The following is a 26,139-nucleotide window of genomic DNA, read 5'->3' on the forward strand; positions in this document are numbered from 1 at the left end:
AAGGTGGCAGCACCTAAGAGGGGCCGGAACGCGAGCGCCCCGAGCAAGCCAGGGCGCTCGCTGGTCCTCATCCTGATCGCCATCGCGGCGCTCACCGGGGGAATGTTCGCCTCGGGGCACACCACTCCGCGACTCGGCATCGACCTGGCCGGCGGTACGAGCATCACGCTTCGCGCGGTAGCCGAGCCCGGTCAGGAATCCGCGATCAACAAGACCAACATGGACACCGCGGTCAGCATCATGGAGCGCCGTGTCAATGGTCTGGGTGTCTCGGAGGCCGAGGTACAGACCCAGGGCGACAAGAACATCATCGTCAACATCCCCAAGGGCACCAACTCCAAGGAGGCCCGGGCACAGGTCGGCACCACCGCCAAGCTCTACTTCCGCCCGGTCCTCGCCACCGAGGTCTCCGGCGGCGGCGCGACTCCCACGCCCACGCCCAGCCCCTCCGGCAGCGCCTCGGGCGACTCCGGCGACAAGGCGACGGACAAGGCGACCGACAAGTCGACCCCCTCCGGCTCGGCCAGCCCGTCGGCGAGCTCCACCACCCAGGGCCGCGCGGTCACCGACGCCCTGAAGGCCGACCCCACGCCGTCCGGCAGCGCCTCCCCCTCCCCGAGCGGCAGCCCCACGGGTGACGCGGCGAGCGGCAAGCTCGAAGCGCAGTACGCCGCCCTGGACTGCACCAAGGAGTCGGTCCGCGCCAAGGCCGGCGACGGCGCCAAGCCCTCCGACACCACCGTCGCCTGCGGTCAGAACTCGCAGGGCCAGTGGCAGAAGTACATCCTCGGCCCCGCCGCGGTCGACGGCACCGACGTCGACGACGCCCAGGCCGTCTTCAACACCCAGACCGGCGCCGGCTGGACCGTGACGATGAAGTTCACGGGCAGCGGAGCCAAGAAGTTCGCCGACATCACCGGCAAGCTGGCCCAGAACCAGTCCCCGCAGAATCAGTTCGCCATCGTCCTGGACGGCGAGGTCGTCTCCGACCCGTTCGTCCGCGAGGCCCTGACGGGCGGCAATGCCGAGATCTCCGGCAACTTCAACCAGGAGTCGGCCCAGAGCCTCGCCAACATGCTGTCGTACGGCGCCCTGCCGCTGTCCTTCCAGGAGGACAGCGTCACCACGGTGACCGCCGCCCTCGGTGGTGAGCAGCTCAAGGCGGGTCTGATCGCCGGCGCGATCGGCCTCGCCCTGGTCGTCATCTACCTGCTGGTCTACTACCGCGGCCTGTCGCTCATCGCGATTTTCTCGCTGCTGGTCTCCGCGGCCCTGACCTACTCGATCATGTCGCTGCTCGGCCCGGCCATCGGCTTCGCACTGAACCTGCCGGCCGTCTGCGGCGCCATCGTCGCCATCGGCATCACAGCGGACTCGTTCATCGTGTACTTCGAACGCGTCCGAGACGAGATCCGCGAGGGCCGCTCGCTGCGCCCCGCCGTCGAGCGGGCCTGGCCGCGCGCCCGGCGCACCATCCTGGTCTCCGACTTCGTGTCGTTCCTCGCCGCCGCGGTGCTCTTCATCGTCTCCGTCGGCAAGGTCCAGGGCTTCGCGTTCACGCTCGGCCTGACCACCCTGCTCGACGTGGTCGTCGTGTTCCTGTTCACCAAGCCGCTGCTGACGATCCTGGCCCGCAGCAAGTTCTTCGCGAGCGGTCACAGCTGGTCCGGCCTCGATCCCAAGCGACTGGGGGCCAAGCCCCCGCTGCGCCGCACCCGCCGTCCCTCCGCCCCCGTCGAGACGAAGGAGGCGTGAGATGTCGAAGCTCGGCAACCTCGGCGCCCGACTGCACCGTGGCGAGGTCGGCTACGACTTCGTCGGCAACCGCAAGATCTGGTACGGCCTCTCGATCCTGATCACCATCGTGGCCATCGCCGGCCTGGCGGTGCGCGGTCTGAACATGGGCATCGAGTTCCAGGGCGGCGCGGTCTTCAACACGCCCAAGACCACCGTCTCGGTCTCCCAGGCGCAGGAGTACGCGGAAGAGGCCTCCGGCCACGACGCGATCGTCCAGAAGCTCGGCAGCGGCGACAAGGCCACGCTGCGCATCCAGGTCGCGGGCATCGACACGGACCAGGCCGACAAGGTCTCGGCGCAGCTCGCCAAGGACCTCGGCGTCGCGGAGAAGGACGTCACCGGCGAACTCGTCGGCCCCAGCTGGGGTGAACAGATCGCCAACAAGGCCTGGCAGGGTCTCGGGATCTTCCTGGTCCTCGTGGTGATCTATCTGGCGATCGCGTTCGAATGGCGGATGGCACTGGCCGCCTTCGTCGCCCTGATCCACGACATCACGATCACGGTCGGCGTCTACGCCCTCGTCGGCTTCGAGGTCACACCCGGCACGGTGATCGGTCTGCTCACGATCCTCGGTTACTCGCTCTATGACACGGTCGTCGTCTTCGACAGCCTCAAGGAGCAGACGAAGGACATCACCAAGCAGACCCGCTGGACCTACAGCGACATCGCCAACCGCTCGATCAACAGCACCCTGGTCCGCTCCGTCAACACCACCGTGGTCGCGCTGCTGCCGGTGGCGGGCCTGCTGTTCATCGGCGGCGGCTTCCTCGGCGCCGGCATGCTCAACGACATCTCGCTGTCGCTGTTCGTCGGTCTGGCCGCCGGTGCGTACTCCTCGATCTTCATCGCCACGCCGCTCGTCGCCGACCTCAAGGAGCTCGAGCCGCAGATGAAGGCCCTGAAGAAGCGCGTGCTCGCCAAGCGCGCCCAGGCCACGGCCCACGGCCCGGCCACCGACGAGCCGCCGGGCGACGAGCCGGAGGACGCCGCCCCGGCGGTCGTCGGCCCGCGCAACCAGCCCGCGTCCCGTGGGCGGGGCCGCGGCCGACCTTCGGGGAAGCGCCGATGACCGGCATCAAGGAACTCCTGCTCAGCCGTATCCGCGATGTGGCGGACTACCCGGAGCCGGGCGTGATGTTCAAGGACATCACCCCGCTCCTGGCGGACCCGGCCGCCTTCACGGCGCTCACCGACGCGCTGGCGGAGATCGTCGGGAACACCGGTGCCACGAAGATCGTCGGCCTGGAGGCGCGCGGCTTCATCCTCGGAGCCCCGGTCGCCGTCCGCGCGGGCGTCGGCTTCATCCCCGTGCGCAAGGCGGGCAAGCTCCCCGGAGCGACCCTCAGCCAGGCGTACGACCTGGAGTACGGCTCGGCGGAGATCGAGGTCCACGCCGAGGACCTGAGCTCCGGCGACCGCGTCCTGGTCATCGACGACGTCCTGGCGACGGGCGGCACCGCGGAGGCCTCGATCCAGCTGATCCGCCGGGCCGGCGCCCAGGTGGCCGGCCTGGCCGTGCTGATGGAACTGGGCTTCCTCGGCGGCCGAACCCGCCTGGAACCGGCCCTGGCCGGGGCCCCGCTGGAGTCGCTGCTCACGGTCTGACCCGAGCCGCACCCACCGCAGCACCGGATGCCGCGCACCTGCACGCCAGGCGCGCGGCATCCGTGCGCCGGGGCACGCCACACGGCACAGCGCGCCCTCCGATGGCGAGAAACCGTCGGTTCACCCAGGTGCGGTGGCCCGTGCGCCCACCGCGCGACAGCCACAGGAAACGCACACGCCACCCCCAGGACACGGCAAGGACGGCTCGACGGAATCCCGCGGCAGCCCCTCGTGTTTCTCCGGTAGACGGCCCTCACATCGGGCTGCGGGCGATCCTGGGGCGCAGGATCGCTACCATGGGGTCTCCGGAGCCTGACCGGGGGACCCGGATCGCGCACGAGGAGTCCTCTTGCCAGACGAGGCCCAGCACCTGACCGCCGCCAAGCCCGAGTCCGCCTCGGCCCCTGCGGCGAAGCCCGCGCCGAACGCGCCACACGCGAAGAACGACTCGCGCGGGACGGTCGAGCATGCCCAGTCCGCGCCCGTCGACAAGCCGGCCGAACCGCCCCGCCCCAAGCCCACGCCGTCGGCGCCCGCGGTCCGCCCGAACACCGGCCAGCCCGCCCGCACCGGCTCCTCCAACCGCGTCCGCGCCCGCCTCGCCCGCCTCGGCGTCCAGCGCTCCAACCCGTACAACCCGGTCCTTGAGCCGTTGCTGCGCATAGTCCGCAGCAACGACCCCAAGATCGAGACCGCCACCCTGCGCCAGATCGAGAAGGCCTACCAGGTCGCCGAGCGCTGGCACCGCGGCCAGAAGCGCAAGAGCGGCGACCCGTACATCACCCACCCCCTCGCCGTCACCACGATCCTCGCCGAGCTGGGCATGGATCCGGCCACCCTGATGGCGGGCCTGCTGCACGACACCGTCGAGGACACCGAGTACGGCCTCGACCAGCTCCGCCGCGACTTCGGCGACTCCGTCGCCCTGCTCGTCGACGGCGTCACCAAGCTGGACAAGGTCAAGTTCGGCGAGGCCGCGCAGGCCGAGACCGTGCGCAAGATGGTCGTCGCCATGGCCAAGGACCCGCGCGTCCTGGTCATCAAGCTCGCCGACCGCCTGCACAACATGCGCACCATGCGCTACCTCAAGCGCGAGAAGCAGGAGAAGAAGGCGCGCGAGACCCTCGAGATCTACGCGCCGCTCGCCCACCGCCTCGGCATGAACACCATCAAGTGGGAGCTGGAGGACCTCGCCTTCGCGATCCTCTACCCCAAGATGTACGACGAGATCGTACGGCTGGTGGCCGAGCGGGCACCGAAGCGTGACGAGTACCTGGCCATAGTGACCGACGAGGTGCAGCAGGACCTGCGCGCGGCCCGCATCAAGGCCACCGTCACCGGCCGCCCGAAGCACTACTACAGCGTCTACCAGAAGATGATCGTCCGCGGCCGTGACTTCGCGGAGATCTACGACCTGGTGGGCATCCGCGTCCTCGTCGACACGGTCCGCGACTGCTACGCCGCCCTCGGCACCGTGCACGCGCGATGGAACCCGGTCCCCGGCCGGTTCAAGGACTACATCGCGATGCCCAAGTTCAACATGTACCAGTCGCTGCACACGACGGTCATCGGCCCCAACGGCAAGCCGGTCGAACTCCAGATCCGCACGTTCGACATGCACCGCCGCGCCGAGTACGGCATCGCCGCGCACTGGAAGTACAAGCAGGAGGCCGTCGCCGGCACGTCCAAGGTGCGCACCGACGTGCCCAAGGCCGGCAAGGGCAAGGACGACCACCTCAACGACATGGCGTGGCTGCGCCAGCTGCTTGACTGGCAGAAGGAGACCGAGGACCCGGGCGAGTTCCTGGAGTCCCTGCGCTTCGACCTGTCCCGCAACGAGGTCTTCGTCTTCACCCCCAAGGGCGACGTCATAGCGCTCCCGGCGGGCGCCACCCCCGTCGACTTCGCGTACGCCGTCCACACTGAGGTCGGTCATCGCACCATAGGAGCGCGGGTCAACGGCCGTCTCGTACCGCTCGAATCCACCCTGGACAACGGCGACCTGGTGGAGGTCTTCACCTCCAAGGCACCCGGCGCGGGCCCCTCCCGCGACTGGCTCGGCTTCGTGAAGTCGCCGCGCGCCCGCAACAAGATCCGGGCCTGGTTCTCCAAGGAGCGCCGGGACGAGGCGATCGAGCAGGGCAAGGACGCCATCGTCCGCGCGATGCGCAAGCAGAACCTGCCGATCCAGCGCATCCTCACCGGCGACTCGCTGGTCACCCTCGCCCACGAGATGCGCTACGCCGACATCTCCGCGCTGTACGCGGCGATCGGCGAGGGCCATGTCTCCGCGCAGAACATCGTGCAGAAACTCGTCCAGGCCCTCGGCGGCGAGGAAGCGGCCACGGAGGAGATCGACGAGTCGGTCCCGCCGACCCGCAGCCGCAGCCGCAAGCGCCGCTCCAGCGCCGACCCGGGCGTCATCGTCAAGGGCGTCGAGGACGTGTGGGTCAAGCTGGCCCGCTGCTGTACGCCCGTACCCGGCGACCCGATCATCGGCTTCGTCACGCGCGGTAGCGGCGTATCGGTTCACCGCAGCGACTGCGTGAACGTGGAGTCACTGTCCCGCGAGCCCGAGCGCATCCTCGAGGTCGAGTGGGCGCCGACCCAGTCCTCGGTCTTCCTGGTCGCCATCCAGGTCGAGGCCCTGGACCGCTCCCGCCTCCTGTCGGACGTCACCCGCGTCCTGTCCGACCAGCACGTCAACATCCTCTCCGCGGCCGTCCAGACCTCCCGCGACCGCGTCGCCACCTCCCGTTTCACCTTCGAGATGGGCGACCCGAAGCACCTGGGGCACGTCCTGAAGGCGGTCAGGGGAGTGGAGGGCGTCTACGACGTGTACCGCGTGACATCGGCGCGCAGCCGGTCGTAAGGCATACGAAAGGGGCCCACGAAGGAGGGCTCCCGTACGTCACGTACGGGAGCCCTCTTCTCGTGACCCTGTGGCGTCAGCCGCCGAACTCCTGCAGACCCTTCAGCGCCTGGTCCAGCAGCGCCTGACGGCCCTCCAGCTCACGCTCCAGCTTGTCGGCCTTCGCGTTGTTGCCCTGGGCGCGCGCCTGCTCGATCTGGCCCTTGAGCTTGTCCACGGCGGCCTGGAGCTGACCGGTCAGCCCCTCGGCACGCGCGCGTGCCTCCGGGTTGGTCCGGCGCCACTCGGCCTCCTCGGCCTCCTGGATGGCCCGCTCCACGGCGTGCATCCGGCCCTCGACCTTCGGCCGGGCGTCCCGCGGCACATGGCCGATGGCCTCCCAGCGCTCGTTGATCGAGCGGAAGGCGGCACGCGCGCCCTTCAGGTCGCCGATCGGCAGGAGCTTCTCGGCCTCACCGGCCAGCTCCTCCTTCAGCTTCAGGTTCTCGGCCTGCTCCGCGTCGCGCTCGGCGAACACCGAGCTGCGGGCGGCGAAGAAGATGTCCTGGGCGCCGCGGAAGCGGTTCCACAGGTCGTCCTCGTGCTCGCGCTGAGCGCGGCCCGCGGCCTTCCACTCCGACATCAGCTCCCGGTAGCGCGCCGCCGTCGGACCCCAGTCGGTCGAACCCGACATCGACTCGGCCTCGGCGACCAGCCGCTCCTTGGTCCGGCGGGCCTCCTCGCGCTGCGCGTCCAGCTGCGCGAAGTGCGCCTTGCGCCGCTTGGAGAACGCCGACCGGGCGTGCGAGAAGCGGTGCCACAGCTCGTCGTCGGACTTGCGGTCCAGCCGCGGCAGGCCCTTCCAGGTGTCCACCAGGGCCCGCAGCCGCTCGCCGGCCGCCCGCCACTGGTCGGACTGCGCCAGCTCCTCGGCCTCCGTGACCAGCGCCTCCTTGGCGTGGCGCGCCTCGTCGGACTGCCTCGCCCGCTGTGCCTTGCGCTCCTCACGGCGCTTGGCGACCGTCTCGACGAGCTTGTCGAGCCGCGTGCGCAGGGCATCCAGATCACCGACCGCGTGGTGCGCGTCGACCTGCTCCCGCAGATGGTCGATGGCGGTCTGGGCGTCCTTCGCCGACAGGTCGGTGGTCTTCACTCGCTTTTCGAGGAGGCCGATCTCGACAACCAGGCCCTCGTACTTGCGCTCGAAATAGGCCAGCGCCTCTTCGGGGGTGCCGGCCTGCCAGGAACCGACGACCTGCTCGCCATCGGCCGTACGCACGTACACGGTCCCCGTCTCGTCGACGCGGCCCCACGGGTCGCTGCTCACAGCGCCTCCTCCACATGATGCCTGCGAAGGGCTTGTGCTCCCCCGGGCATCGTCCACAGTTTCGTCACGGCCAACATAGGCGACCGGCGGGTTGCCTGTCCGCATCCCGCGCGACCGAAATTTCGCAGTTGGCGGTCAGGATTTCGTGACCGTCGCCTTGTTGATCACGACCGTCGCGTTCGGCGCCCCGTCGCCCTGGCCAGTGCTCTCACCGGCCTCGGCAATCTTCTTGAGTACCTTCATGCCGGATTCGGAAACGGTACCGAACGGTGTGTAGCTGGGCGGAAGCTGACTGTCCTGGTACACGAGGAAGAACTGGCTGCCGCCGGAGTTCTTCTGCCCGGTGTTCGCCATCGCCACCGTGCCCGCCGGATAGATGTTGTCCTTCAGGCTTTTGTCCTTCAGGTTCTCGTCCGGAATCGTGTAGCCGGGACCGCCCGTGCCGGTGCCCGTCGGGTCGCCGCACTGCAGCACGTAGATGCCGTTGGTGGTGAGCCGGTGGCACTTGGAGTGGTCGAAGTAGCCCTTGCCGGCCAGGAAGTCGAACGAGTTGACCGTGTGCGGCGCGGCCGACGCCTTCAGGTCGATGTCTATGTCGCCGCACGTCGTCGCGAGCTTCATCGTGTACTTCGCCGACTTGTCGACGGTCAGCTCCGGCTCCTTCTTCCAGGTCGCCGTCTTGACCTTGCCCTCGGCGGGCTTCTCGCACGGGTCCGGGGCCTTGCTGGTCGGGCTCGCGCTGGGCGTGACCTCCGCGCCCGCGTTCTCGTTCTTGGTGCCGTCGTCCTTGAGTACCCCGGTCGTGTACAGCGCGAGACTGCCGATGATCACGACGCCGAGCACCGACGCGATCACCGAGTTGCGCATACGCGCCTTGCGTCGCGCGGACGTACGCCGCTCCTGCTGCCGCAAGAACTTCTCCCGGGCGAGCTGACGCCGCCGCTGTTCCTGGCTGACCACCGGGTTCTCTCCTCATGCGTCGTATGTGTCGACCGGTACGCGTGTGTTCAGCGAGTCGACCGCCTGCGTGTGCCCCGTACCGTATATGGGTTCGCTGAGGAATCGGCAGCGCCGGTAGGCTCTGACGACAGGCGGAGTCCGCCGACAAACCACTCGTGTCGACACAAACGAAGGACGATCGTGCTCATTGCCGGGTTCCCCGCCGGGGCCTGGGGGACGAACTGTTATCTCGTCGCCCCCGCCGCCGGTGAGGAGTGCGTGATCATCGACCCGGGCCACGAGGCCGCCCCCGGAGTCGAGGAAGCGCTGAAGAAGCATCGGCTCAAGCCCGTCGCCGTCGTCCTCACCCACGGCCACCTCGACCATGTGGCCTCGGTCGTCCCGGTGTGCGGTGCGCACGACGTACCGGCCTGGATCCACCCCGAGGACCGGTACATGATGAGCGACCCCGAGAAGGCGCTCGGCCGCTCCATCGGCATGCAGTTGATGGGCGAGCTGACCATCGGGGAGCCGGACGACGTCAAGGAGCTGACCGACGGCTCGAAGCTGGAGCTGGCGGGCCTGGAGCTGACCGTCGCGCACGCGCCGGGCCATACCAAGGGGTCGGTGACCTTCGGCCTGCCCGAGGCGGCGGACATCCCGCCGATCCTCTTCTCGGGCGACCTGCTGTTCGCCGGCTCCATCGGACGCACCGACCTGCCCGGCGGTGACATGGCCGAGATCCTCGACTCGCTGGCCCGCGTGTGCCTGCCGCTCGACGACTCGACCGTGGTGCTGTCCGGCCACGGCCCCCAGACGACCATCGGCCAGGAGCGCGCCACCAACCCCTATCTGCGGCAGGTGGCCGCCGGCCTGGGAGCCCAGGAAGCTCCCCGACGAGGAATGTGACGAGACTTCCGTGAGCACCTTCAAGGCCCCCAAGGGCACGTACGACCTGATCCCGCCGGACTCCGCCAAGTACCTGGCGGTCCGCGAGGCGATCGCGGCTCCCCTGCGCAACTCCGGCTACGGCTACATCGAGACGCCCGGCTTCGAGAGCGTCGAGCTGTTCGCGCGCGGCGTCGGCGAGTCCACCGACATCGTCACGAAGGAGATGTACGCCTTCGAGACCAAGGGCGGCGACAAGCTCGCCCTGCGCCCCGAGGGCACGGCCTCGGTCCTGCGCGCGGCCCTGGAGGCCAACCTGCACAAGGCGGGCAACCTCCCGGTCAAGCTCTGGTACTCGGGCTCCTACTACCGCTACGAGCGCCCCCAGAAGGGCCGCTACCGGCACTTCTCCCAGGTCGGCGCCGAGGCGATCGGTGCCGAGGACCCGGCGCTGGACGCCGAGTTGATCATCCTGGCCGACCAGGCGTACCGCTCGCTGGGCCTGAGCGACTTCCGGATCCTGCTCAACAGCCTGGGCGACAAGGAGTGCCGCCCGGTCTACCGGGCCGCGCTGGTGGACTTCCTGCGCGGCCTGGACCTGGACGAGGACACGCGCCGCCGGGTCGACATCAACCCGCTGCGCGTCCTTGACGACAAGCGCGAGTCGGTCCAGAAGCAGCTCACCGGCGCCCCGCTCCTGCGCGACTACCTCTGCGACGCCTGCAAGGCGTACCACGAGGAGGTCCGCGAGCTGATCACGGCGGCCGGCGTCTCCTTCGAGGACGACCCGAAGCTGGTGCGCGGCCTGGACTACTACACGCGTACGACCTTCGAGTTCGTCCACGACGGTCTCGGCTCCCAGTCCGCGGTGGGCGGCGGCGGCCGCTACGACGGGCTGTCCGAGATGATCGGCGGCCCCGCCCTGCCGTCCGTCGGCTGGGCGCTGGGCGTCGACCGCACGGTGCTCGCCCTGGAGGCGGAGGGCGTGGAGCTCCAACTCCCGGCGTCCACCAGCGTGTTCGCGGTGCCGCTCGGCGAGGAGGCCCGCCGGGTGCTGTTCGCCAAGGTCACCGAGTTGCGCAAGGTCGGCATCGCGGCGGACTTCTCCTACGGCGGCAAGGGCCTCAAGGGCGCTATGAAGAGCGCCAACCGCAGCGGCGCCCGCTACACGATCGTGGCCGGAGAGCGCGACCTCGCCGAGGGCGTCGTACAGCTCAAGGACATGGACTCCGGCGAGCAGTCGGCCATCGGCGTCAACGAGATCGTCGCGGAACTGGAAGCCCGATTGGGCTGATTCTGCAGGGCGGGGACCTTTGCGTCCCCGCCCTGTCGGCCGTCTTGCTTATGTCCAGCGAACGGTGGGCAAGGGCGGGTGTACGGCACAATGTGCCGTGTCCGGAGAAACTCCAAGTCTCAAGTGACGGAATCGGCGTGATGAGCAAGACGACAGTCAAAGACGTCTCCACCGAACCCGAGCCGGAACGAGCCGGGGCGCCGCCGCAGTTGCTGGGCAGCAGCCGTGCGTTCGCTCTGATGCTGGTGATCACCGGCGCAGCCGGACTGCTCGCCGCTTGGGTCATCACGATCGACAAGTTCAAGATTCTCGAGGCCAAGGTCGAGGGGAAGACCTTCACACCCGGCTGCAGCCTCAACCCGATCGTCTCCTGCGGCAGCATCATGGAGAGCGAGCAGGCGTCCGTCTTCGGGTTCCCGAACCCCATGCTCGGCCTCTTGGCCTACGGCATCGTCATCTGCGTCGGTATCAGCCTGCTCAGCCGCGCCCGCTTCCCGCGCTGGTACTGGCTGACCTTCAACTTCGGCACGCTCTTCGGCGTCGTCTTCTGCACCTGGCTGATGTTCCAGTCGCTCTACCGCATCGGCGCGCTGTGCCTGTGGTGTTCGCTCGCCTGGGCCGCGACGATCACCATGTTCTGGTACCTGACCTCCTTCAACATCCGCAGCGGGTTCCTGCCGGCCCCGCGCCCGCTGAAGAACTTCCTCGCCGAGTTCACCTGGGTGCTCCCGGTGACGCACTGCGGCATCATCGTCATGCTGATCCTGACCCGCTGGGGCAGCCAGCTCTGGGCCTGACCCGCTCCGGCCTCGATGTCAGTGCGGTGATTTAGGGTTTCCAGCGTGGAGCCCGACCTGTTCACCGCCGCCGCAGAAGAACGCCAGGAGAAGGACCCCGCGGGGAGCCCCCTGGCGGTGCGCATGCGCCCGCGCACCCTCGACGAGGTCGTGGGCCAGCAGCATCTGCTGAAACCGGGATCGCCGCTGCGCAGGCTCGTCGGCGAGTCCGGCGGCGGCCCCGCCGGACCGTCCTCGGTGATCCTCTGGGGCCCGCCCGGCACCGGCAAGACCACCCTGGCCTACGTCGTCTCCAAGGCCACCAACAAGCGCTTCGTCGAGCTGTCCGCCATCACCGCCGGGGTGAAGGAGGTGCGCGCGGTCATCGACGGCGCCCGCCGCGCCACCGGCGGCTTCGGCAAGGAGACCGTCCTCTTCCTCGACGAGATCCACCGCTTCAGCAAGGCCCAGCAGGACTCCCTCCTCCCGGCCGTCGAGAACCGCTGGGTGACCCTGATCGCGGCGACCACCGAGAACCCGTACTTCTCGGTCATCTCCCCCCTGCTGTCCCGCTCCCTCCTGCTCACCCTCGACCCCCTCACCGACGACGACATCCGCGGCCTGCTCAGGCGCGCGCTGAGCGACGAACGCGGACTGAAGGACTCCGTCGGCCTCCCCGAGGACACCGAGGAGCACCTGCTGAGGATCGCCGGCGGCGACGCCCGCCGCGCCCTGACCGCCCTGGAGGCCGCCGCCGGGGCCGCGCTGGACCAGGGCGAGACCGACGTCAGCCTCCAGACGCTGGAGCAGACCGTCGACCGCGCGGCGGTGAAGTACGACCGCGACGGCGACCAGCACTACGACGTCGCCAGCGCCCTCATCAAGTCCATCCGCGGCTCCGACGTCGACGCCGCCCTGCACTACCTGGCCCGGATGATCGAGGCCGGCGAGGACCCCCGCTTCATCGCCCGCCGCCTGATGATCTCCGCCAGCGAGGACATCGGCCTCGCCGATCCGAACGCCCTGCCGATCGCGGTCGCCGCAGCCCAGGCCGTCGCCATGATCGGCTTCCCCGAGGCCGCCCTCACCCTCAGCCACGCCACCATCGCCCTCGCGCTGGCCCCCAAGTCCAACTCCGCGACCACCGCGATCGGCGCCGCCATGGACGACGTACGCAAGGGCATGGCGGGGCCCGTCCCGCCCCACCTGCGCGACGGGCACTACAAGGGCGCCGCCAAGCTCGGGCACGCGCAGGGGTACGTGTATCCGCACGACCTGGCCGAGGGCATCGCCGAGCAGCAGTACGCCCCGGACGCCCTCAAGGACCGCGAGTACTACAGCCCGACCCGGCACGGCGCCGAGGCGAGGTACGCGGACGCCGTGGAGTGGACCCGCAAGCACCTCGGTCGCAAGCGGTCCTGAGCACCCTGTAAACTTTCCCGAAGTGCTGTGTCCTGTGCTGTCAGAACGGGACGGTCAGCCGGAGCCCCGATCCTCGGATCGGCTCCAGGAGCGTCGCGCACCGTCGAACGGTGTCGCGGGCAGCCCACCACCACTCGTCGCAGGACGGGACCGGTCGGTGGGCCACTCGCGTGCTGCACGTATGTGCCCAGACCAGGGGAGCGGCTGCCCACCGAAGTCCGTCAGGACGAGGCGGGTTTCCCCGGCTGCGGATGCGACCTCCCTCAACCCTGACAAGCCGAAAACCAGGAAATGAGAAACAAGTGGCGAACCAGTCCCGCCCCAAGGTCAAGAAGTCGCGTGCCCTCGGCATCGCGCTGACCCCGAAGGCCGTCAAGTACTTCGAGGCCCGTCCCTACCCGCCGGGTGAGCACGGCCGTGGCCGCAAGCAGAACTCGGACTACAAGGTCCGTCTGCTGGAGAAGCAGCGTCTGCGCGCGCAGTACGACGTGTCCGAGCGCCAGCTCGTCCGCGCCTACGAGCGTGCCTCCAAGGTTCAGGGCAAGACCGGTGAGGCCCTGATCATCGAGCTCGAGCGTCGTCTCGACGCCCTGGTGCTGCGTTCGGGCATCGCCCGCACCATCTACCAGGCCCGTCAGATGGTCGTGCACGGCCACATCGAGGTCAACGGCCAGAAGGTCGACAAGCCGTCCTTCCGCGTCAAGCCCGACGACGTCGTGATGGTCCGCGAGCGCAGCCGCGAGAAGACCCTCTTCTCCATCGCCCGTGAGGGCGGCTTCGCCCCCGAGGGCGAGACCCCGCGCTACCTCCAGGTGAACCTCAAGGCCCTGGCGTTCCGCCTGGACCGCGAGCCGAACCGCAAGGAGATCCCGGTGATCTGCGACGAGCAGCTCGTCGTCGAGTACTACGCCCGTTGATCCTTCAGCGGTCGTAGGACACCTGCGCCTCAGCCCGTCGTCTCCCCGCCCTTGCGGGTGGGGGAGGCGGCGGGCTCTCGCATGCCCGGCGCACCGCCGCCTCCCGGCCGAGCGCGGCACCCTGCCGTACGCACTCCTCGTACCGCTCGTCGCCGAGCCGTTCCCGCGCCGCCGACTCGCACAGCTCGTGCGGGGCGTTGAAGCAGGCCGAGCCGAACAGCGGCAGCCCCACCGACGGCCACATCCCGGCCGCCGCGCCCTGCAGCACCGCGGCCTCCGCGGCATCGCCCTGTGCACCCGTGACCAGGGCCAGCAGCTCCAGGGCCAGCACCGAGCCGAGCAGGTCGTGGAAGGCGTGGGCGCTCGTCAGGCAGTCGGTCAGCAGGGCGCGGGCGCCGGGCAGGTCACCGTCGGCCCAGGCGGCGTACGCCAGGACGTACAGCGCGTAGGAGCGCGCCCAGCGCTCGCCGTGGTCCTCGCACACCCGGCGCACGTCCTCGCACAACCGCACCGCGTCCGGCAGATCGCCCTGGAACGCCCGTGTCATCGCCAACTCGACCCGGCCCATCAGCACATTGCTGTTGAGCTCGCCGATCTCCTGGTAGCGGCCGAGCGCCGAGCCGAGCAGTGTCTCGGCGCGCTCCATGTCGTCCGAGAGCAGGGCCAGACAGCCCATGCGGTGCTCGGCGTACGCCACCGCGGTGGCGTCGCCGGCACGCTCCGCCTCCTCCCGGCACTCGTGCAGCACCCCGAGCGCGGGCACGGAGTCGCCCTGCAGGATCGCGACATAGCCGAGCACCCACAGCGCCTTCAGCCGCGACCGCTCATGGCCGGAGTCCAGCGCCACCGCCTGCTCCAGCCAGTGCCGCCCCTCCTTGAGCCGGCCGCAGCCGACCCAGTAGAACCACAGGGAGCCCGCGAGACAGTGGCCCAGATGCGCCTCGTCCGGCTCGCTCAGGCAGTACTCCAGCGCGCAGCGCAGATTCGGCAGCTCCGCCTCGATGCGCGCGGCCACCTCGTCCTGCCGCGGTGAGAACCACTCCAGCTCGCACCAGGTCGTCAGGCCCAGATACCAGTCGCGGTGCCGGCGCCGCAGCCGGTCCGCGTCCCCGGCCGCCGCCAGCCAGTCGGCGCCGTACGCCCGGATCGTGTCCAGCATGCGGTAGCGCACACCGGCCTCGGTCTCCTCGCGCGCGACCACGGACTGGGCGAGCAGCTCCGCGAGCACGTCGAGGACGTCGTCGGCGTGCAGACCCTGGCCGCCGCACACGTACTCGGCCGCCTCCAGGTCGAACCGGCCCGCGAACACCGACAGCCGTGCCCACAGCAACCGCTCCTCGGGCGTGCACAGTTCATGGCTCCAGCCGACGGCCGTGCGCAGCGTCCGGTGACGCGGCGGAGCGTCCGGGCCGCCCCCGGTCAGCAGCCGGAACCGGTCGTCGAGCCGCTCCAGCAACTGCCCCGGCGACAGCATCCGCAGCCGCCCCGCGGCCAGTTCGATCGCGAGCGGGATCCCGTCCAGGCGCCGGCACACCTCCCGTACGTCCGCGTCGTCCCGCACAGCCACCCCGTGCTGTGCCGCCCGCGCCACGAACAGCTCCACGGCCTCGTCCTCGCCCAGCGGCGCCAGCGGTAGCAGCCGCTCGCCCGCGACGCCCATCGGCCTGCGTCCCACGCCGAGCACCGTCAGCCCCGGCACCCGGCGCAGCAGCTCCGTCACCAGCTCCGCACAGGCCTCCACCAGGTGTTCGAAGCCGTCCAGGATCAGCAGGAGTTCACGCCCGGCGAGATGAGCGAGCAGGGTCTCGTGGGGCAGCCGGGTCGTGTGGTCCGTCAGCCCCAGCGCCTCCACGACCGCGTAGCCGACGAACTCCGGATCGCGCACCGGCTCCAACTCCACGTGCCACACCCCGTCGCGCGGCGCGCACCGCGCGGCCGCGTGTGCCGCCAGCCGCGACTTGCCCACACCACCGGGTCCCGTCACCGTCACCAGCCGCCCGGCGCCGAGCGCCCCCGCCAGTTCGGCGAGTTCGGCCGAGCGGCCCACGAACGTGCTGAGGTCCAGGGGCAGATTGCCGGTGTCGGGGGAGTGGGGGCGCCGTTGATCCCGCATGGAATACGGAGCGTACTGAAGCGTGTTCGGTCCGTACAATCGCTTCTCGTGACCCGGCCGCGCGCGGGCGGTAATCCGGTGCGGAGCGCCGTCCCCGGCGCGATAGGCTCGGTGCACGACTTTTTCGATGTAGACCGATGTAGAGGCACGTTTCAGGGAGCGGGTGCACACAGTGTCCGGTGGAGAGGTTGCCGGGATCCTGGTGGCCGTCTTCTGGGCGATCCTGGTCTCCTTCCTCGCCGTCGCGCTGGCGAGGCTGGCCCAGACGCTCAAGGCGACCACCAAGCTCGTCGCGGACGTGACCGACCAGGCCGTCCCGCTCCTGGCCGAGGCGTCCACGGCGGTGCGCTCCGCGCAGACCCAGATCGACCGGGTCGACTCGATCGCCTCCGACGTCCAGGAGGTCACGTCGAACGCCTCCGCGCTGTCGACGACCGTCGCCTCCACCTTCGGCGGGCCCCTGGTGAAGGTCGCGGCCTTCGGCTACGGCGTGCGCCGGGCGCTCGGCGGCCGCAAGGACGACGTGCCCGCCAAGGCGCCCCGACGTACCGTGATCGTGGGCCGCACGGTCCCCGCCGCACGACGCAAGCGGAAGTAAGGACTGAGACCGAGCGATGTTCCGTCGTACGTTCTGGTTCAGCACGGGCGTCGCCGCCGGTGTGTGGGCCACCACCAAGGTCAACCGCAAACTGAGGCAGCTGACCCCGGAGAGCCTTGCCGCGACCGCGGCGAACAAGGCCCTGGAGACCGGTCAGCGGCTCAAGGACCGTGCGGTGGGCTTCGCGCTCGACGTCCGCGAGAACATGGCCCAGCGGGAGGCCGAGCTGGAGGACGCGCTCGGCATCCAGGACAGCCCCGAACTCCCCGTGCCCCGGCGGTACGCCGCCATCGAGAACAACCGCAGCAACCCGAAGTACGTCGAGAACCCGACGTACTCGTACAACCGGAATGAGGACCACTGATGGAGTCGGCCGAGATTCGCCGCCGCTGGCTGAGCTTCTTCGAGGAGCGCGGGCACACCGTCGTCCCTTCGGCGTCGCTCATCGCGGACGACCCGACTCTGCTCCTCGTCCCGGCCGGCATGGTGCCCTTCAAGCCCTACTTCCTGGGTGAGGTCAAGCCGCCCTTCGACCGCGCCACCAGCGTCCAGAAGTGCGTCCGTACTCCGGACATCGAAGAGGTCGGCAAGACCACCCGGCACGGCACGTTCTTCCAGATGTGCGGCAACTTCTCCTTCGGCGACTACTTCAAGGAAGGCGCCATCAAGCTCGCCTGGGAGCTGCTCACCAGCCCCCAGGACAAGGGCGGTTACGGCCTGGAGCCGGAGAAGCTCTGGATCACCGTCTACAAGGACGACGACGAGGCCGAGCGCATCTGGCACGAGGTCGTCGGCGTGCCGAAGGAGCGCATCCAGCGCCTCGGCATGAAGGACAACTACTGGTCCATGGGCGTCCCCGGACCCTGCGGCCCCTGCTCCGAGATCAACTACGACCGCGGCCCCGAGTTCGGCGTCGAGGGCGGCCCCGCCGTCAACGACGAGCGGTACGTGGAGATCTGGAACCTCGTCTTCATGCAGTACGAGCGCGGCGAGGGCACCGGCAAGGACAACTTCGAGATCCTCGGCGAGCTGCCGAGCAAGAACATCGACACCGGCCTCGGCCTGGAGCGTCTCGCCATGATTCTGCAGGGCGTGCAGAACATGTACGAGATCGACACCTCCATGGCCGTCATCAAGAAGGCCACCGAGCTGACCGGTGTCGCCTACGGCGACGCCCACACCTCGGACGTCTCCCTGCGCGTGGTCACCGACCACATGCGTACGGCCACCATGCTCATCGGCGACGGCGTCACCCCCGGCAACGAGGGCCGCGGCTACGTCCTGCGCCGCATCATGCGCCGCGCCATCCGCAACATGCGCCTGCTGGGGGCCACCGGCCCGGTCGTCAAGGACCTCATCGACGTCGTGATCGGCATGATGGGCCAGCAGTACCCGGAGCTGATCACCGACCGCGAGCGCATCGAGAAGGTCGCCCTCGCCGAGGAGAACGCCTTCCTCAAGACGCTGAAGGCCGGCACCAACATCCTCGACACGGCCGTCACCGACACCAAGGCCGCCGGCTCCACCGTGCTGCCCGGCGACAAGGCGTTCCTGCTCCACGACACCTGGGGCTTCCCGATCGACCTCACCCTGGAGATGGCCGCCGAGCAGGGCCTCTCCGTGGACGAGGACGGCTTCCGCCGCCTGATGAAGCAGCAGCGCGAGCGCGCCAAGGCCGACGCCCAGGCCAAGAAGACCGGCCACGCCGGCGCCGGCGCCTACCGGGAGATCGCCGACAAGGTCGGCGCGACCGACTTCATCGGCTACAGCGACACCGAGGGCGAGTCCACCGTCGTCGGCATCCTCGTCGACGGCGCCTCCTCCCCGGCCGCCACCGAGGGCGACGAGGTCGAGATCGTCCTCGACCGCACCCCGTTCTACGCCGAAGGCGGCGGCCAGATCGGCGACACCGGCAAGATCAAGGTCGACTCCGGTGCCGTCATCGAGATCCGCGACTGCCAGAAGCCGGTGCCCGGCGTGTACGTCCACAAGGGCGTCGTCCAGGTCGGCGAGGTGACGGTCGGTGCCAAGGCCCATGCCTCCATCGACAACCGCCGCCGCAAGGCCATCGCCCGCGCCCACTCGGCCACCCACCTCACCCACCAGGCCCTGCGCGACGCCCTCGGCCCGACGGCCGCCCAGGCCGGTTCCGAGAACCAGCCCGGCCGCTTCCGCTTCGACTTCGGCTCGCCGTCCGCCGTGCCCACGGCCGTGATGACCGACGTCGAGCAGAAGATCAACGAGGTGCTCGCCCGCGACCTCGACGTGAACGCCGAGATCATGGGCATCGACGAGGCCAAGAAGCAGGGCGCCATCGCCGAGTTCGGCGAGAAGTACGGCGAGCGGGTCCGGGTCGTGACCATCGGCGACTTCTCCAAGGAGCTGTGCGGCGGCACTCACGTGCACAACACCGCCCAGCTCGGCCTGGTGAAGCTGCTCGGCGAGTCGTCCATCGGCTCCGGGGTGCGCCGTATCGAGGCCCTGGTCGGCGTGGACGCCTACAACTTCCTGGCCCGTGAACACACGGTCGTCGCCCAGCTCCAGGAGCTGATCAAGGGCCGCCCGGAGGAGCTCCCGGAGAAGGTCTCCGCCATGCTCGGCAAGCTGAAGGACGCCGAGAAGGAGATCGAGAAGTTCCGCGCCGAGAAGGTCCTCCAGGCCGCCGCCGGTCTCGCCGAGTCCGCCAAGGACGTGCGCGGCATCGCCGTCGTCACCGGCCAGGTCCCCGACGGCACGACCCCGGACGACCTGCGCAAGCTGGTCCTCGACGTGCGCGGCCGTATCCGGGGCGGACGCGCCGCCGTGGTCGCCCTGTTCACCGTCAACAACGGCAAGCCGCTGACGGTCATCGCCACCAACGAGGCCGCCCGCGAGCGCGGTCTCAAGGCCGGCGACCTGGTCCGTACGGCCGCCAAGACCCTCGGCGGCGGCGGTGGCGGCAAGCCGGACGTCGCCCAGGGCGGCGGCCAGAACCCGGCCGCCATCGGTGACGCCGTCGACGCCGTCGAACGGCTCGTGACGGAAACGGCCAAGTGAGCGACGACACACCCGCAGGGGGCGACGGCCGGGGCATGCGCCGCGGCCGTCGTCTCGCGATCGACGTAGGCGACGCCCGTATCGGCGTCGCCTCGTGCGACCCCGACGGGATCCTCGCCACCCCGGTGGAGACGGTCCCGGGCCGGGACATCCCCGCAGCCCACCGCCGTCTCAGGCAACTCGTCGAGGAGTACGAGCCGATCGAGGTGGTCGTCGGCCTGCCCCGCTCCCTCAAGGGCGGCGAGGGACCGGCCGCGGTCAAGGTCCGGGGCTTCGCCCAGGAACTCGCCCGCATGATCGCGCCCGTACCGGTCAGGCTCGTGGACGAGCGGATGACGACCGTGACGGCCAGTCAGGGGCTGCGCGCCTCGGGCGTGAAGTCGAAGAAGGGCCGGTCGGTGATCGATCAGGCGGCCGCTGTGATTATCTTGCAGCAGGCGCTGGAATCCGAACGGGTGTCAGGTAAAGCCCCCGGAGAGAGCGTCGAAGTGGTTATCTGATCGCGATACGGTAACGTTCCGCGCGATGTGCCGGTGTTCGAACAACCGGTGCACAGAGAGAGGCGGGACGGTAACCGGATCTTCAGCAGCCGCGTGACCGCCGCCTCGCGGCTCTAGGGGATCGATGACTGAGTATGGCCGGAGCCCAGGCTCCGAACCGTGGCATCCGGAGGACCCGTTGTACGGGGACGGCGGATGGGAAGGGCAGCAGGCCCACACGGGCCAGCAGGCTGCCTACGGCGGCCAGCCGCAGCACTATCCGCAGCAGCCGCAGCACTACGGCGACTGGGGCAACGGCCAGCAGGCCGCATACGGTCAGGCGCAGCAGTACCCGCAGCAGGGGCAGCACGAGCAGTACCCGCAGCCGTACGACCAGCAGCAGTACGACCAGCAGCAGTACGCCGGCCAGGGGCAGCAGTCGTACGACACCAACGGCTGGGGCACCGGCACCCACGCGCACGCCCAGTACCCCGACCCGGGCGACCCCTACGGGCAGCGGGCCGCCTCCTACGGCGGTGAGCAGGCCGACTACTACGACACGCCCGACGCCTACCCGCCGCCGGAGCCGCCGAGCCGACGTCACACCGAGCCGGAGCCGCCGCAGACCGACTGGGATCCGGGCCCCGACCAGGGTGAACACGCGTTCTTCGCCGGTGGCGACGATGACGACGACTCCGACGACGGCGAGGGCGGCCGGGGCCGCGGCGACCGCCGGGGCCGAGGCGACAAGCCCAAGAAACGCCGCAGCGGATGCGCCTGTCTGGTGGTCGCGCTGGTGTTCGCCGGAGGCGTGGGCGGAGTCGGATATTTCGGCTATCAGTTTTACCAGGATCGTTTCGGCGCGGCGCCGGACTTCGCCGGGGACGGTACGAGCGAGTCGGTGACCGTCGAGATCCCCAAGGGTGCCTTCGGATCCGAGATCGGCCAACGGCTCAAGGCGGCCGGGGTGGTGAAGAGCGTCGACGCGTTCGTCGCCGCCCAGCAGAAGAATCCCGACGGGGACAAGATCCAGGCGGGCGCCTATCTGCTGAAGAAGCAGATGTCCGCCGCCAGCGCCGTCGAGATGATGCTCAGCCCCGAAAGTCAGAACAACGTCCTGGTCAGGCCTGGCGAACGCAATGCGCAGGTCTACAAGGCGATCGACGAAAAGCTCGAATTGTCGTCCGGCACCACCAAGAAGGTCGCCGGGGAGAAATACAAGAGCCTCGGACTTCCGAGCTGGGCGAACAGCGACAGCGACATCAAGGATCCGCTGGAGGGCTTCCTCTACCCGGGCACCTACCCTGCCGCCAAGGGCATGAAGCCCGAGGTCGTCCTGAAGGAAATGGTCACCCGGGCCGCGAACAAGTACGAGGCGCTGGACCTTCAGGACAAGGCCAAGGCCCTCAAGCTGGAGAACCCGCTGCAGGTCATCACGGTCGCGAGCCTCGTCCAGGCCGAGGGCAAGACCGACGACGACTACCGCAAGATGGCGGAAGTGGTCTACAACCGCCTCGACCTCGCGAATCCCGAGACCTACGGTGCCCTGCAGTTCGACTCGACCTTCAATTACCTGAAGGGTCAGAGCAACATCGACATCAGCGAGTCGGAGATCAAGAGCAACCAGGACCCGTACAACACGTACACGCAGAAGGGTCTGCCGCCCGGTCCCATCGACAACCCGGGCGAGGGTGCGCTGAAGGGGACGCTGAATCCGACAGACCAGGGTTGGTACTACTTCGTGGCGACCGACGGCGTGAACAAGACAGAATTCGCCAAGACCCACGATGATTTCCTGAAGCTCAAGGACAAGTTCAATGAGAGCAGGGGCAACTGACGCCCGCCGGGCCGCCGTCCTAGGTTCGCCCATCGCCCACTCCCTCTCCCCGGTGCTGCACCGCGCCGCCTACGAGGAACTGGGACTCACGGGCTGGTCGTACGACCGGTTCGAGATCGACGAGGCCGCCCTGCCCGGGTTCATCGCGGAACTCGGGCCGGAGTGGGCCGGGTTGTCGCTGACCATGCCGCTCAAGCGCGCCGTCATCCCGCTGCTCGACGAGATCAGCGAGACGGCGGCCTCCGTCGAGGCGGTCAACACCGTCGTCCTGACCGAGGACGGCCGCCGCACCGGCGACAACACCGACATCCCCGGCATGGTCGCCGCGCTGCGGGAACGCGGCATCGAACAGGTCGACTCGGCCGCGGTCCTCGGCGCCGGCGCCACGGCGTCCTCCGCGCTGGCCGCGCTCGCGCGCATCTGCACCGGTGAGGTCGTGGCGTACGTACGCAGCCAGGCGCGCGCCGCAGAGATGCGCCAGTGGGGCGAGCGGCTCGACGTCGAGGTCCGTACGGCGGACTGGGCGGACGCGGCCCGGGCGCTCGACGCGCCGCTGGTGATCGCGACCACCCCGGCCGGTACGACGGACGCCCTCGCCGCCGCCGTACCGGAGCGCCCCGCCACCCTGTTCGACGTGCTCTACGACCCCTGGCCCACCGCCCTCGCGGCGCGCTGGTCCATGTACGGCGGAGCCGTCGTCAGCGGACTGGACCTGCTGGTGCACCAGGCGGTGCTGCAGGTGGAGCAGATGACCGGCCGGGTCCCGGCGCCCATGGAGGCCATGCGAAAAGCGGGCGAGCGCGCTCTCGCGAACCGCTAGGATCCGCTGAGTTCCGCAGGGGGCGGAGCGGGTCGAGGGGGAGTACGAGCGTGTCCACTGGTGTGCCGCTGGCGTCCGGCAAGAGCGAGATATTCGAGGTCATCCTGCAGTTCATGCCGGACTGGATCCAGATCCCCGTGCTGGTCCTGATCGTGCTCCTCGTCGTCGGTTCGTGGATCTTCAAGCTGAAGCGCAAGATCGACCGGCGGCGCGCCGCCCGCCGGGGCGGGCCCGTTCAGATGGCCCCCCAGCACGGGCAGGGTCAGGGCGCCGACCACCTGGGCCCCTACGCTCCCCAGCAGCAGGCCCCGCAGCCGAGCGGCGCCGACTTCCTCGGCGCCTACGCCCCTCAGCAGGCGCAGAACCCGCAGGGCAGCGGAGCCGACCACCTCGGTGCGTACGCGCCCCGGCAGCCCCAGGGCAACGGCCCCGCGTGATCCCCGCCGCTGCCCGGCGCCGTCCGTTCTCAGTCCGCCTGGTGGACCGACGGCCGGGTACCGGGGCCGGACGTGGGAGGATCGAAGGTGGCGGGCCGGGGCCGCGCACCTGGTCGCGCCGTCGACGTACGCGAGGACGTGCGTACGCAGGGCAGTACCAGGGCGCGAGCACTGAGGAGCACCGTTGAGCAGGTTGCGCTGGCTGACCGCGGGGGAGTCCCACGGTCCCGCACTCGTCGCGACGCTGGAGGGCCTTCCCGCCGGCGTGCCGATCACCACGGAGATGGTGGCGGACCACCTGGCCCGGCGCCGGCTCGGCTATGGACGCGGTGCGCGCATGAAGTTCGAGCGCGACGAGGTCACCTTCATCGGCGGCGTCCGGCACGGCCTCACCCTCGGCTCCCCGGTCGCGATCATGGTGGGCAACACCGAGTGGCCCAAGTGGGAGCAGGTCATGGCGGCCGACCCCGTCGACCCGGAGATCCTCGCCGGCCTCGCCCGCAACGCGCCGCTGACCCGGCCCCGTCCCGGCCACGCCGACCTGGCCGGCATGCAGAAGTACGGCTTCGACGAGGCCCGGCCGATCCTGGAGCGCGCCTCCGCCCGGGAGACCGCCGCCCGGGTGGCGCTGGGCGCTGTGGCACGGTCGTACCTCAAGGAGACGGCCGATATCGAGATCGTCAGCCATGTCGTGGAGCTGGCCGCGGCGAAGGCGCCGCAGGGCGTGTACCCGACGCCGGCCGACGTCGAGAAGCTGGACGCCGACCCGGTGCGCTGCCTGGACGCCGACGCGTCGAAGGCGATGGTCGCCGAGATCGACCAGGCCCACAAGGACGGCGACACCCTCGGCGGTGTGGTCGAGGTCCTGGCCTACGGCGTCCCCGTCGGCCTCGGCTCGCACGTCCACTGGGACCGCAAGCTGGACGCCCGGCTCGCCGGCGCGCTCATGGGCATCCAGGCCATCAAGGGCGTCGAGATCGGCGACGGCTTCGAGCTGGCCCGGGTGCCCGGCTCCAAGGCGCACGACGAGATCGTGGGCACCCCCGAGGGCATCCGCCGCGTCTCCGGCCGCTCCGGCGGCACCGAGGGCGGCCTGACCACCGGCGAGCTGCTGCGGGTGCGCGCCGCGATGAAGCCGATCGCGACCGTGCCGCGGGCCCTGCGGACGGTGGACGTGACCACGGGCGAGGAGGCCCAGGCCCACCACCAGCGCTCCGACGTCTCCGCGGTCCCGGCCGCCGGCATCGTCGCCGAGGCCATGGTGGCCCTCGTCCTCGCCGACGCGGTGGCGGAGAAGTTCGGCGGCGACTCGGTGACCGAGACCCGCCGCAATGTCCGGTCCTACCTCGACAACCTGGCCATCCGATGAGCGCAGTGCCTGCGGTGGTGCTGGTCGGGCCGATGGGCGTGGGCAAGTCCACGGTCGGGCAGCTCCTCGCCGAGCGGCTCGGCGTCGGCTACCGGGACACCGACGACGACATCGTGACCGAGCAGGGCCGCACCATCGCCGAGATCTTCGTCGACGAGGGCGAGCCGGCCTTCAGGGCGCTGGAGAAGGCGGCCGTGCGGCGGGCGCTCGCCGAGCACGACGGCGTCCTGGCGCTGGGCGGCGGGGCGGTCCTGGACGCGGACACCCGCGCGCTGCTCGCCGGGCAGCGGGTGGTCTACCTCTCGATGGACGTCGAGGAGGCGGTCAAGCGCACCGGCCTGAACGCCGCCCGCCCGCTGCTCGCGGTCAACCCGCGAAAGCAGTGGCGGGAGCTGATGGAGGCCCGCCGCCATCTGTACGAAGAGGTCGCCGCGGCGGTCGTGGCCACGGACGGCCGTACCCCCGAAGAAGTGACCCAAGCCGCCCTGGACGCACTGGAGTTGAAGGACGCATGACCGAAGCAGTGACGCGGATTCAGGTCGGCGGCACCGCTGGCAGTGACCCGTACGAGGTCCTGGTGGGCCGTCAGCTCCTCGGCGAGCTCGGCGGATTGATCGGCGACAAGGCCAAGCGGGTCGCCGTCATCCACCCCGAGGCGCTGGCCGATACCGGCGAGGCGCTGCGGGCCGACCTGGCCGGGCAGGGCTACGAGGCCGTCGCGATCCAGGTGCCGAACGCGGAGGAGGCCAAGACCGCCGAGGTGGCCGCCTACTGCTGGAAGGCGCTCGGCCAGTCCGGCTTCACCCGCTCCGACGTGATCGTCGGCGTCGGCGGCGGCGCCACCACCGACCTGGCCGGGTTCGTCGCCGCGAGCTGGCTGCGCGGGGTGCGCTGGATCGCCGTACCCACCACCGTGCTGGCCATGGTGGACGCGGCCGTCGGCGGCAAGACCGGCATCAACACCGCCGAGGGCAAGAACCTCGTCGGCGCCTTCCACCCGCCGGCCGGCGTGCTGTGCGACCTGGCCGCGCTGGAGTCACTGCCGGTCAACGACTATGTGTCCGGTCTCGCGGAGATCATCAAGGCCGGTTTCATCGCCGACCCCGCCATCCTGGAGCTGATCGAGGCCGACCCCGAGGCCGCGCGCACCCCGGCCGGCCCGCACACCGCGGAGCTGATCGAGCGCTCGATCCGGGTCAAGGCCGAGGTCGTCTCGTCGGACCTGAAGGAGTCGGGCCTCAGGGAGATCCTCAACTACGGCCACACGCTGGGCCACGCGATCGAGAAGAACGAGCGCTACAAGTGGCGGCACGGCGCGGCGGTGGCCGTCGGCATGCACTTCGCCGCCGAACTCGGCCGTCTCGCCGGGCGGTTGGACGACGCGACGGCGGACCGGCACCGCGCGATCCTCGAATCGGTGGGCTTGCCCCTGCACTACCGCTACGACCAGTGGCCCAAGCTGCTCCAGACGATGAAGGTCGACAAGAAGTCCCGCGGTGACCTGCTGCGCTTCATCGTCCTGGACGGCCTGGCCAAGCCCACCGTCCTGGAGGGACCGGACCCGGCCGTCCTGCTCGCCGCGTACGGCGAAGTCGGCCAGTAAGTCCGGCGAACCACCCTTCCGTCCGATTCGC

22 protein-coding genes are annotated in these 26,139 nt (G+C 69.9%); 19 read left to right on the plus strand and 3 right to left on the minus strand.

Annotation, left to right across the window (positions count from 1 at the left end; all coding sequences use genetic code 11):
* Window positions 1-3: 3 nt before the first annotated feature.
* The 4 genes from secD to IM697_RS15115 all read left to right on the plus strand — a co-directional run bounded on the left by secD (window position 4) and on the right by IM697_RS15115 (window position 6,274).
* The gene (gene secD, locus IM697_RS15100) at window positions 4-1,755 is read left to right on the plus strand and encodes a protein translocase subunit SecD (protein ID WP_194048199.1); all 1,752 of its coding nucleotides are present in this window, start codon (window positions 4-6) and stop codon (window positions 1,753-1,755) included.
* 1 nt (window position 1,756) lies between these two features.
* On the plus strand, window positions 1,757-2,866 hold the full coding sequence (gene secF / locus IM697_RS15105) for a protein translocase subunit SecF (protein WP_194048200.1): 1,110 nt from the start codon (window positions 1,757-1,759) through the stop codon (window positions 2,864-2,866).
* Window positions 2,863-3,402: an adenine phosphoribosyltransferase gene (locus IM697_RS15110; RefSeq protein ID WP_194048201.1), complete on the plus strand. Its 540-nt coding sequence runs from the start codon at window positions 2,863-2,865 to the stop codon at window positions 3,400-3,402. The genes secF and IM697_RS15110 overlap by 4 nt, the downstream gene beginning before the upstream one ends.
* A 349-nt stretch (window positions 3,403-3,751) precedes the next feature.
* Entirely contained in the window at window positions 3,752-6,274 is a 2,523-nt protein-coding gene (locus IM697_RS15115) for a RelA/SpoT family protein (protein WP_194048202.1), read from the plus strand.
* Window positions 6,275-6,350: 76 nt separating this feature from the next.
* Here the strand turns inward: IM697_RS15115 and IM697_RS15120 are convergent, their stop codons facing one another.
* Window positions 6,351-7,580 carry a DUF349 domain-containing protein gene (locus tag IM697_RS15120; RefSeq protein WP_194048203.1) on the minus strand — a complete coding sequence of 410 codons (1,230 nt, stop codon included), beginning with the start codon at window positions 7,578-7,580 and terminating at the stop codon, window positions 6,351-6,353.
* A gap of 135 nt (window positions 7,581-7,715) precedes the next feature.
* Window positions 7,716-8,540, minus strand: coding sequence for a peptidylprolyl isomerase (locus IM697_RS15125; RefSeq protein ID WP_194048204.1), 825 nt, complete (start codon window positions 8,538-8,540; stop codon window positions 7,716-7,718).
* 180 nt (window positions 8,541-8,720) lie between these two features.
* On the opposite strand from IM697_RS15125, the gene IM697_RS15130 reads away from it, so the two are divergent.
* The 5 genes from IM697_RS15130 to rpsD all read left to right on the plus strand — a co-directional run bounded on the left by IM697_RS15130 (window position 8,721) and on the right by rpsD (window position 13,816).
* Entirely contained in the window at window positions 8,721-9,428 is a 708-nt protein-coding gene (locus IM697_RS15130) for an MBL fold metallo-hydrolase (protein ID WP_194048205.1), read from the plus strand.
* Between the two features lie 10 nt (window positions 9,429-9,438).
* Window positions 9,439-10,701, plus strand: coding sequence for a histidine--tRNA ligase (hisS, locus tag IM697_RS15135; RefSeq protein ID WP_194048206.1), 1,263 nt, complete (start codon window positions 9,439-9,441; stop codon window positions 10,699-10,701).
* Between the two features lie 140 nt (window positions 10,702-10,841).
* Complete coding sequence (locus tag IM697_RS15140) at window positions 10,842-11,498, plus strand: vitamin K epoxide reductase family protein (RefSeq protein ID WP_194048207.1); 657 nt, start codon at window positions 10,842-10,844, stop codon at window positions 11,496-11,498.
* 45 nt (window positions 11,499-11,543) lie between these two features.
* Window positions 11,544-12,899 carry a replication-associated recombination protein A gene (locus IM697_RS15145; protein WP_194048208.1) on the plus strand — a complete coding sequence of 452 codons (1,356 nt, stop codon included), beginning with the start codon at window positions 11,544-11,546 and terminating at the stop codon, window positions 12,897-12,899.
* Window positions 12,900-13,201: 302 nt separating this feature from the next.
* Window positions 13,202-13,816 carry a 30S ribosomal protein S4 gene (gene rpsD / locus IM697_RS15150; protein WP_062674288.1) on the plus strand — a complete coding sequence of 205 codons (615 nt, stop codon included), beginning with the start codon at window positions 13,202-13,204 and terminating at the stop codon, window positions 13,814-13,816.
* A 4-nt stretch (window positions 13,817-13,820) separates the two neighbouring features.
* On the opposite strand, the gene IM697_RS15155 is transcribed toward rpsD, so the two are convergent.
* Entirely contained in the window at window positions 13,821-15,929 is a 2,109-nt protein-coding gene (locus IM697_RS15155; protein WP_476755905.1) for an ATP-binding protein, read from the minus strand.
* 163 nt (window positions 15,930-16,092) lie between these two features.
* Between IM697_RS15155 and IM697_RS15160 the strand changes: the two genes are divergently transcribed.
* From IM697_RS15160 to aroB, 10 genes are all read left to right on the plus strand, one after another.
* Entirely contained in the window at window positions 16,093-16,527 is a 435-nt protein-coding gene (locus IM697_RS15160) for a DUF948 domain-containing protein (RefSeq protein WP_194048209.1), read from the plus strand.
* Window positions 16,528-16,543: 16 nt separating this feature from the next.
* Window positions 16,544-16,891, plus strand: coding sequence for a hypothetical protein (locus IM697_RS15165; protein ID WP_194048210.1), 348 nt, complete (start codon window positions 16,544-16,546; stop codon window positions 16,889-16,891).
* Window positions 16,891-19,563, plus strand: a complete 2,673-nt coding sequence (alaS, locus tag IM697_RS15170; protein WP_194048211.1) for an alanine--tRNA ligase — start codon at window positions 16,891-16,893, stop codon at window positions 19,561-19,563. Before IM697_RS15165 ends, alaS begins: the two co-directional genes overlap by 1 nt.
* A 35-nt stretch (window positions 19,564-19,598) precedes the next feature.
* A complete protein-coding gene (ruvX, locus tag IM697_RS15175; RefSeq protein ID WP_194049717.1) occupies window positions 19,599-20,063 on the plus strand; it encodes a Holliday junction resolvase RuvX in 465 nt (154 codons plus the stop codon).
* A gap of 124 nt (window positions 20,064-20,187) precedes the next feature.
* Complete coding sequence (gene mltG, locus IM697_RS15180; RefSeq protein WP_194048212.1) at window positions 20,188-21,879, plus strand: endolytic transglycosylase MltG; 1,692 nt, start codon at window positions 20,188-20,190, stop codon at window positions 21,877-21,879.
* A complete protein-coding gene (locus IM697_RS15185; RefSeq protein ID WP_194048213.1) occupies window positions 21,860-22,699 on the plus strand; it encodes a shikimate dehydrogenase in 840 nt (279 codons plus the stop codon). The genes mltG and IM697_RS15185 overlap by 20 nt, the downstream gene beginning before the upstream one ends.
* A 50-nt stretch (window positions 22,700-22,749) precedes the next feature.
* On the plus strand, window positions 22,750-23,136 hold the full coding sequence (locus IM697_RS15190) for a hypothetical protein (RefSeq protein WP_194048214.1): 387 nt from the start codon (window positions 22,750-22,752) through the stop codon (window positions 23,134-23,136).
* 184 nt (window positions 23,137-23,320) lie between these two features.
* Window positions 23,321-24,505, plus strand: coding sequence for a chorismate synthase (gene aroC, locus IM697_RS15195; protein WP_194048215.1), 1,185 nt, complete (start codon window positions 23,321-23,323; stop codon window positions 24,503-24,505).
* Window positions 24,502-25,020 carry a shikimate kinase gene (locus IM697_RS15200; protein WP_194048216.1) on the plus strand — a complete coding sequence of 173 codons (519 nt, stop codon included), beginning with the start codon at window positions 24,502-24,504 and terminating at the stop codon, window positions 25,018-25,020. Before aroC ends, IM697_RS15200 begins: the two co-directional genes overlap by 4 nt.
* Entirely contained in the window at window positions 25,017-26,108 is a 1,092-nt protein-coding gene (gene aroB / locus IM697_RS15205) for a 3-dehydroquinate synthase (RefSeq protein ID WP_194048217.1), read from the plus strand. Before IM697_RS15200 ends, aroB begins: the two co-directional genes overlap by 4 nt.
* Window positions 26,109-26,139 lie beyond the last annotated feature (31 nt).

This window comes from Streptomyces ferrugineus (assembly GCF_015160855.1).
Lineage (GTDB): Bacteria > Actinomycetota > Actinomycetes > Streptomycetales > Streptomycetaceae > Streptomyces > Streptomyces ferrugineus.

Bases quoted from the DNA above. Each gene is read 5' to 3' on its own strand.
- secF (WP_194048200.1), top strand. From the start codon at position 1,757: ATGTCGAAGCTCGGCAACCTCGGCGCCCGACTGCACCGTGGCGAGGTC.
- IM697_RS15110 (WP_194048201.1), top strand. From the start codon at position 2,863: ATGACCGGCATCAAGGAACTCCTGCTCAGCCGTATCCGCGATGTGGCG.
- IM697_RS15140 (WP_194048207.1), top strand. From the start codon at position 10,842: ATGAGCAAGACGACAGTCAAAGACGTCTCCACCGAACCCGAGCCGGAA.
- IM697_RS15155 (WP_476755905.1), bottom strand. From the start codon at position 15,929: ATGCGGGATCAACGGCGCCCCCACTCCCCCGACACCGGCAATCTGCCC.
- IM697_RS15165 (WP_194048210.1), top strand. From the start codon at position 16,544: ATGTTCCGTCGTACGTTCTGGTTCAGCACGGGCGTCGCCGCCGGTGTG.
- alaS (WP_194048211.1), top strand. From the start codon at position 16,891: ATGGAGTCGGCCGAGATTCGCCGCCGCTGGCTGAGCTTCTTCGAGGAG.
- ruvX (WP_194049717.1), top strand. From the start codon at position 19,599: ATGCGCCGCGGCCGTCGTCTCGCGATCGACGTAGGCGACGCCCGTATC.
- mltG (WP_194048212.1), top strand. From the start codon at position 20,188: ATGACTGAGTATGGCCGGAGCCCAGGCTCCGAACCGTGGCATCCGGAG.
- IM697_RS15185 (WP_194048213.1), top strand. From the start codon at position 21,860: ATGAGAGCAGGGGCAACTGACGCCCGCCGGGCCGCCGTCCTAGGTTCG.
- IM697_RS15200 (WP_194048216.1), top strand. From the start codon at position 24,502: ATGAGCGCAGTGCCTGCGGTGGTGCTGGTCGGGCCGATGGGCGTGGGC.
- aroB (WP_194048217.1), top strand. From the start codon at position 25,017: ATGACCGAAGCAGTGACGCGGATTCAGGTCGGCGGCACCGCTGGCAGT.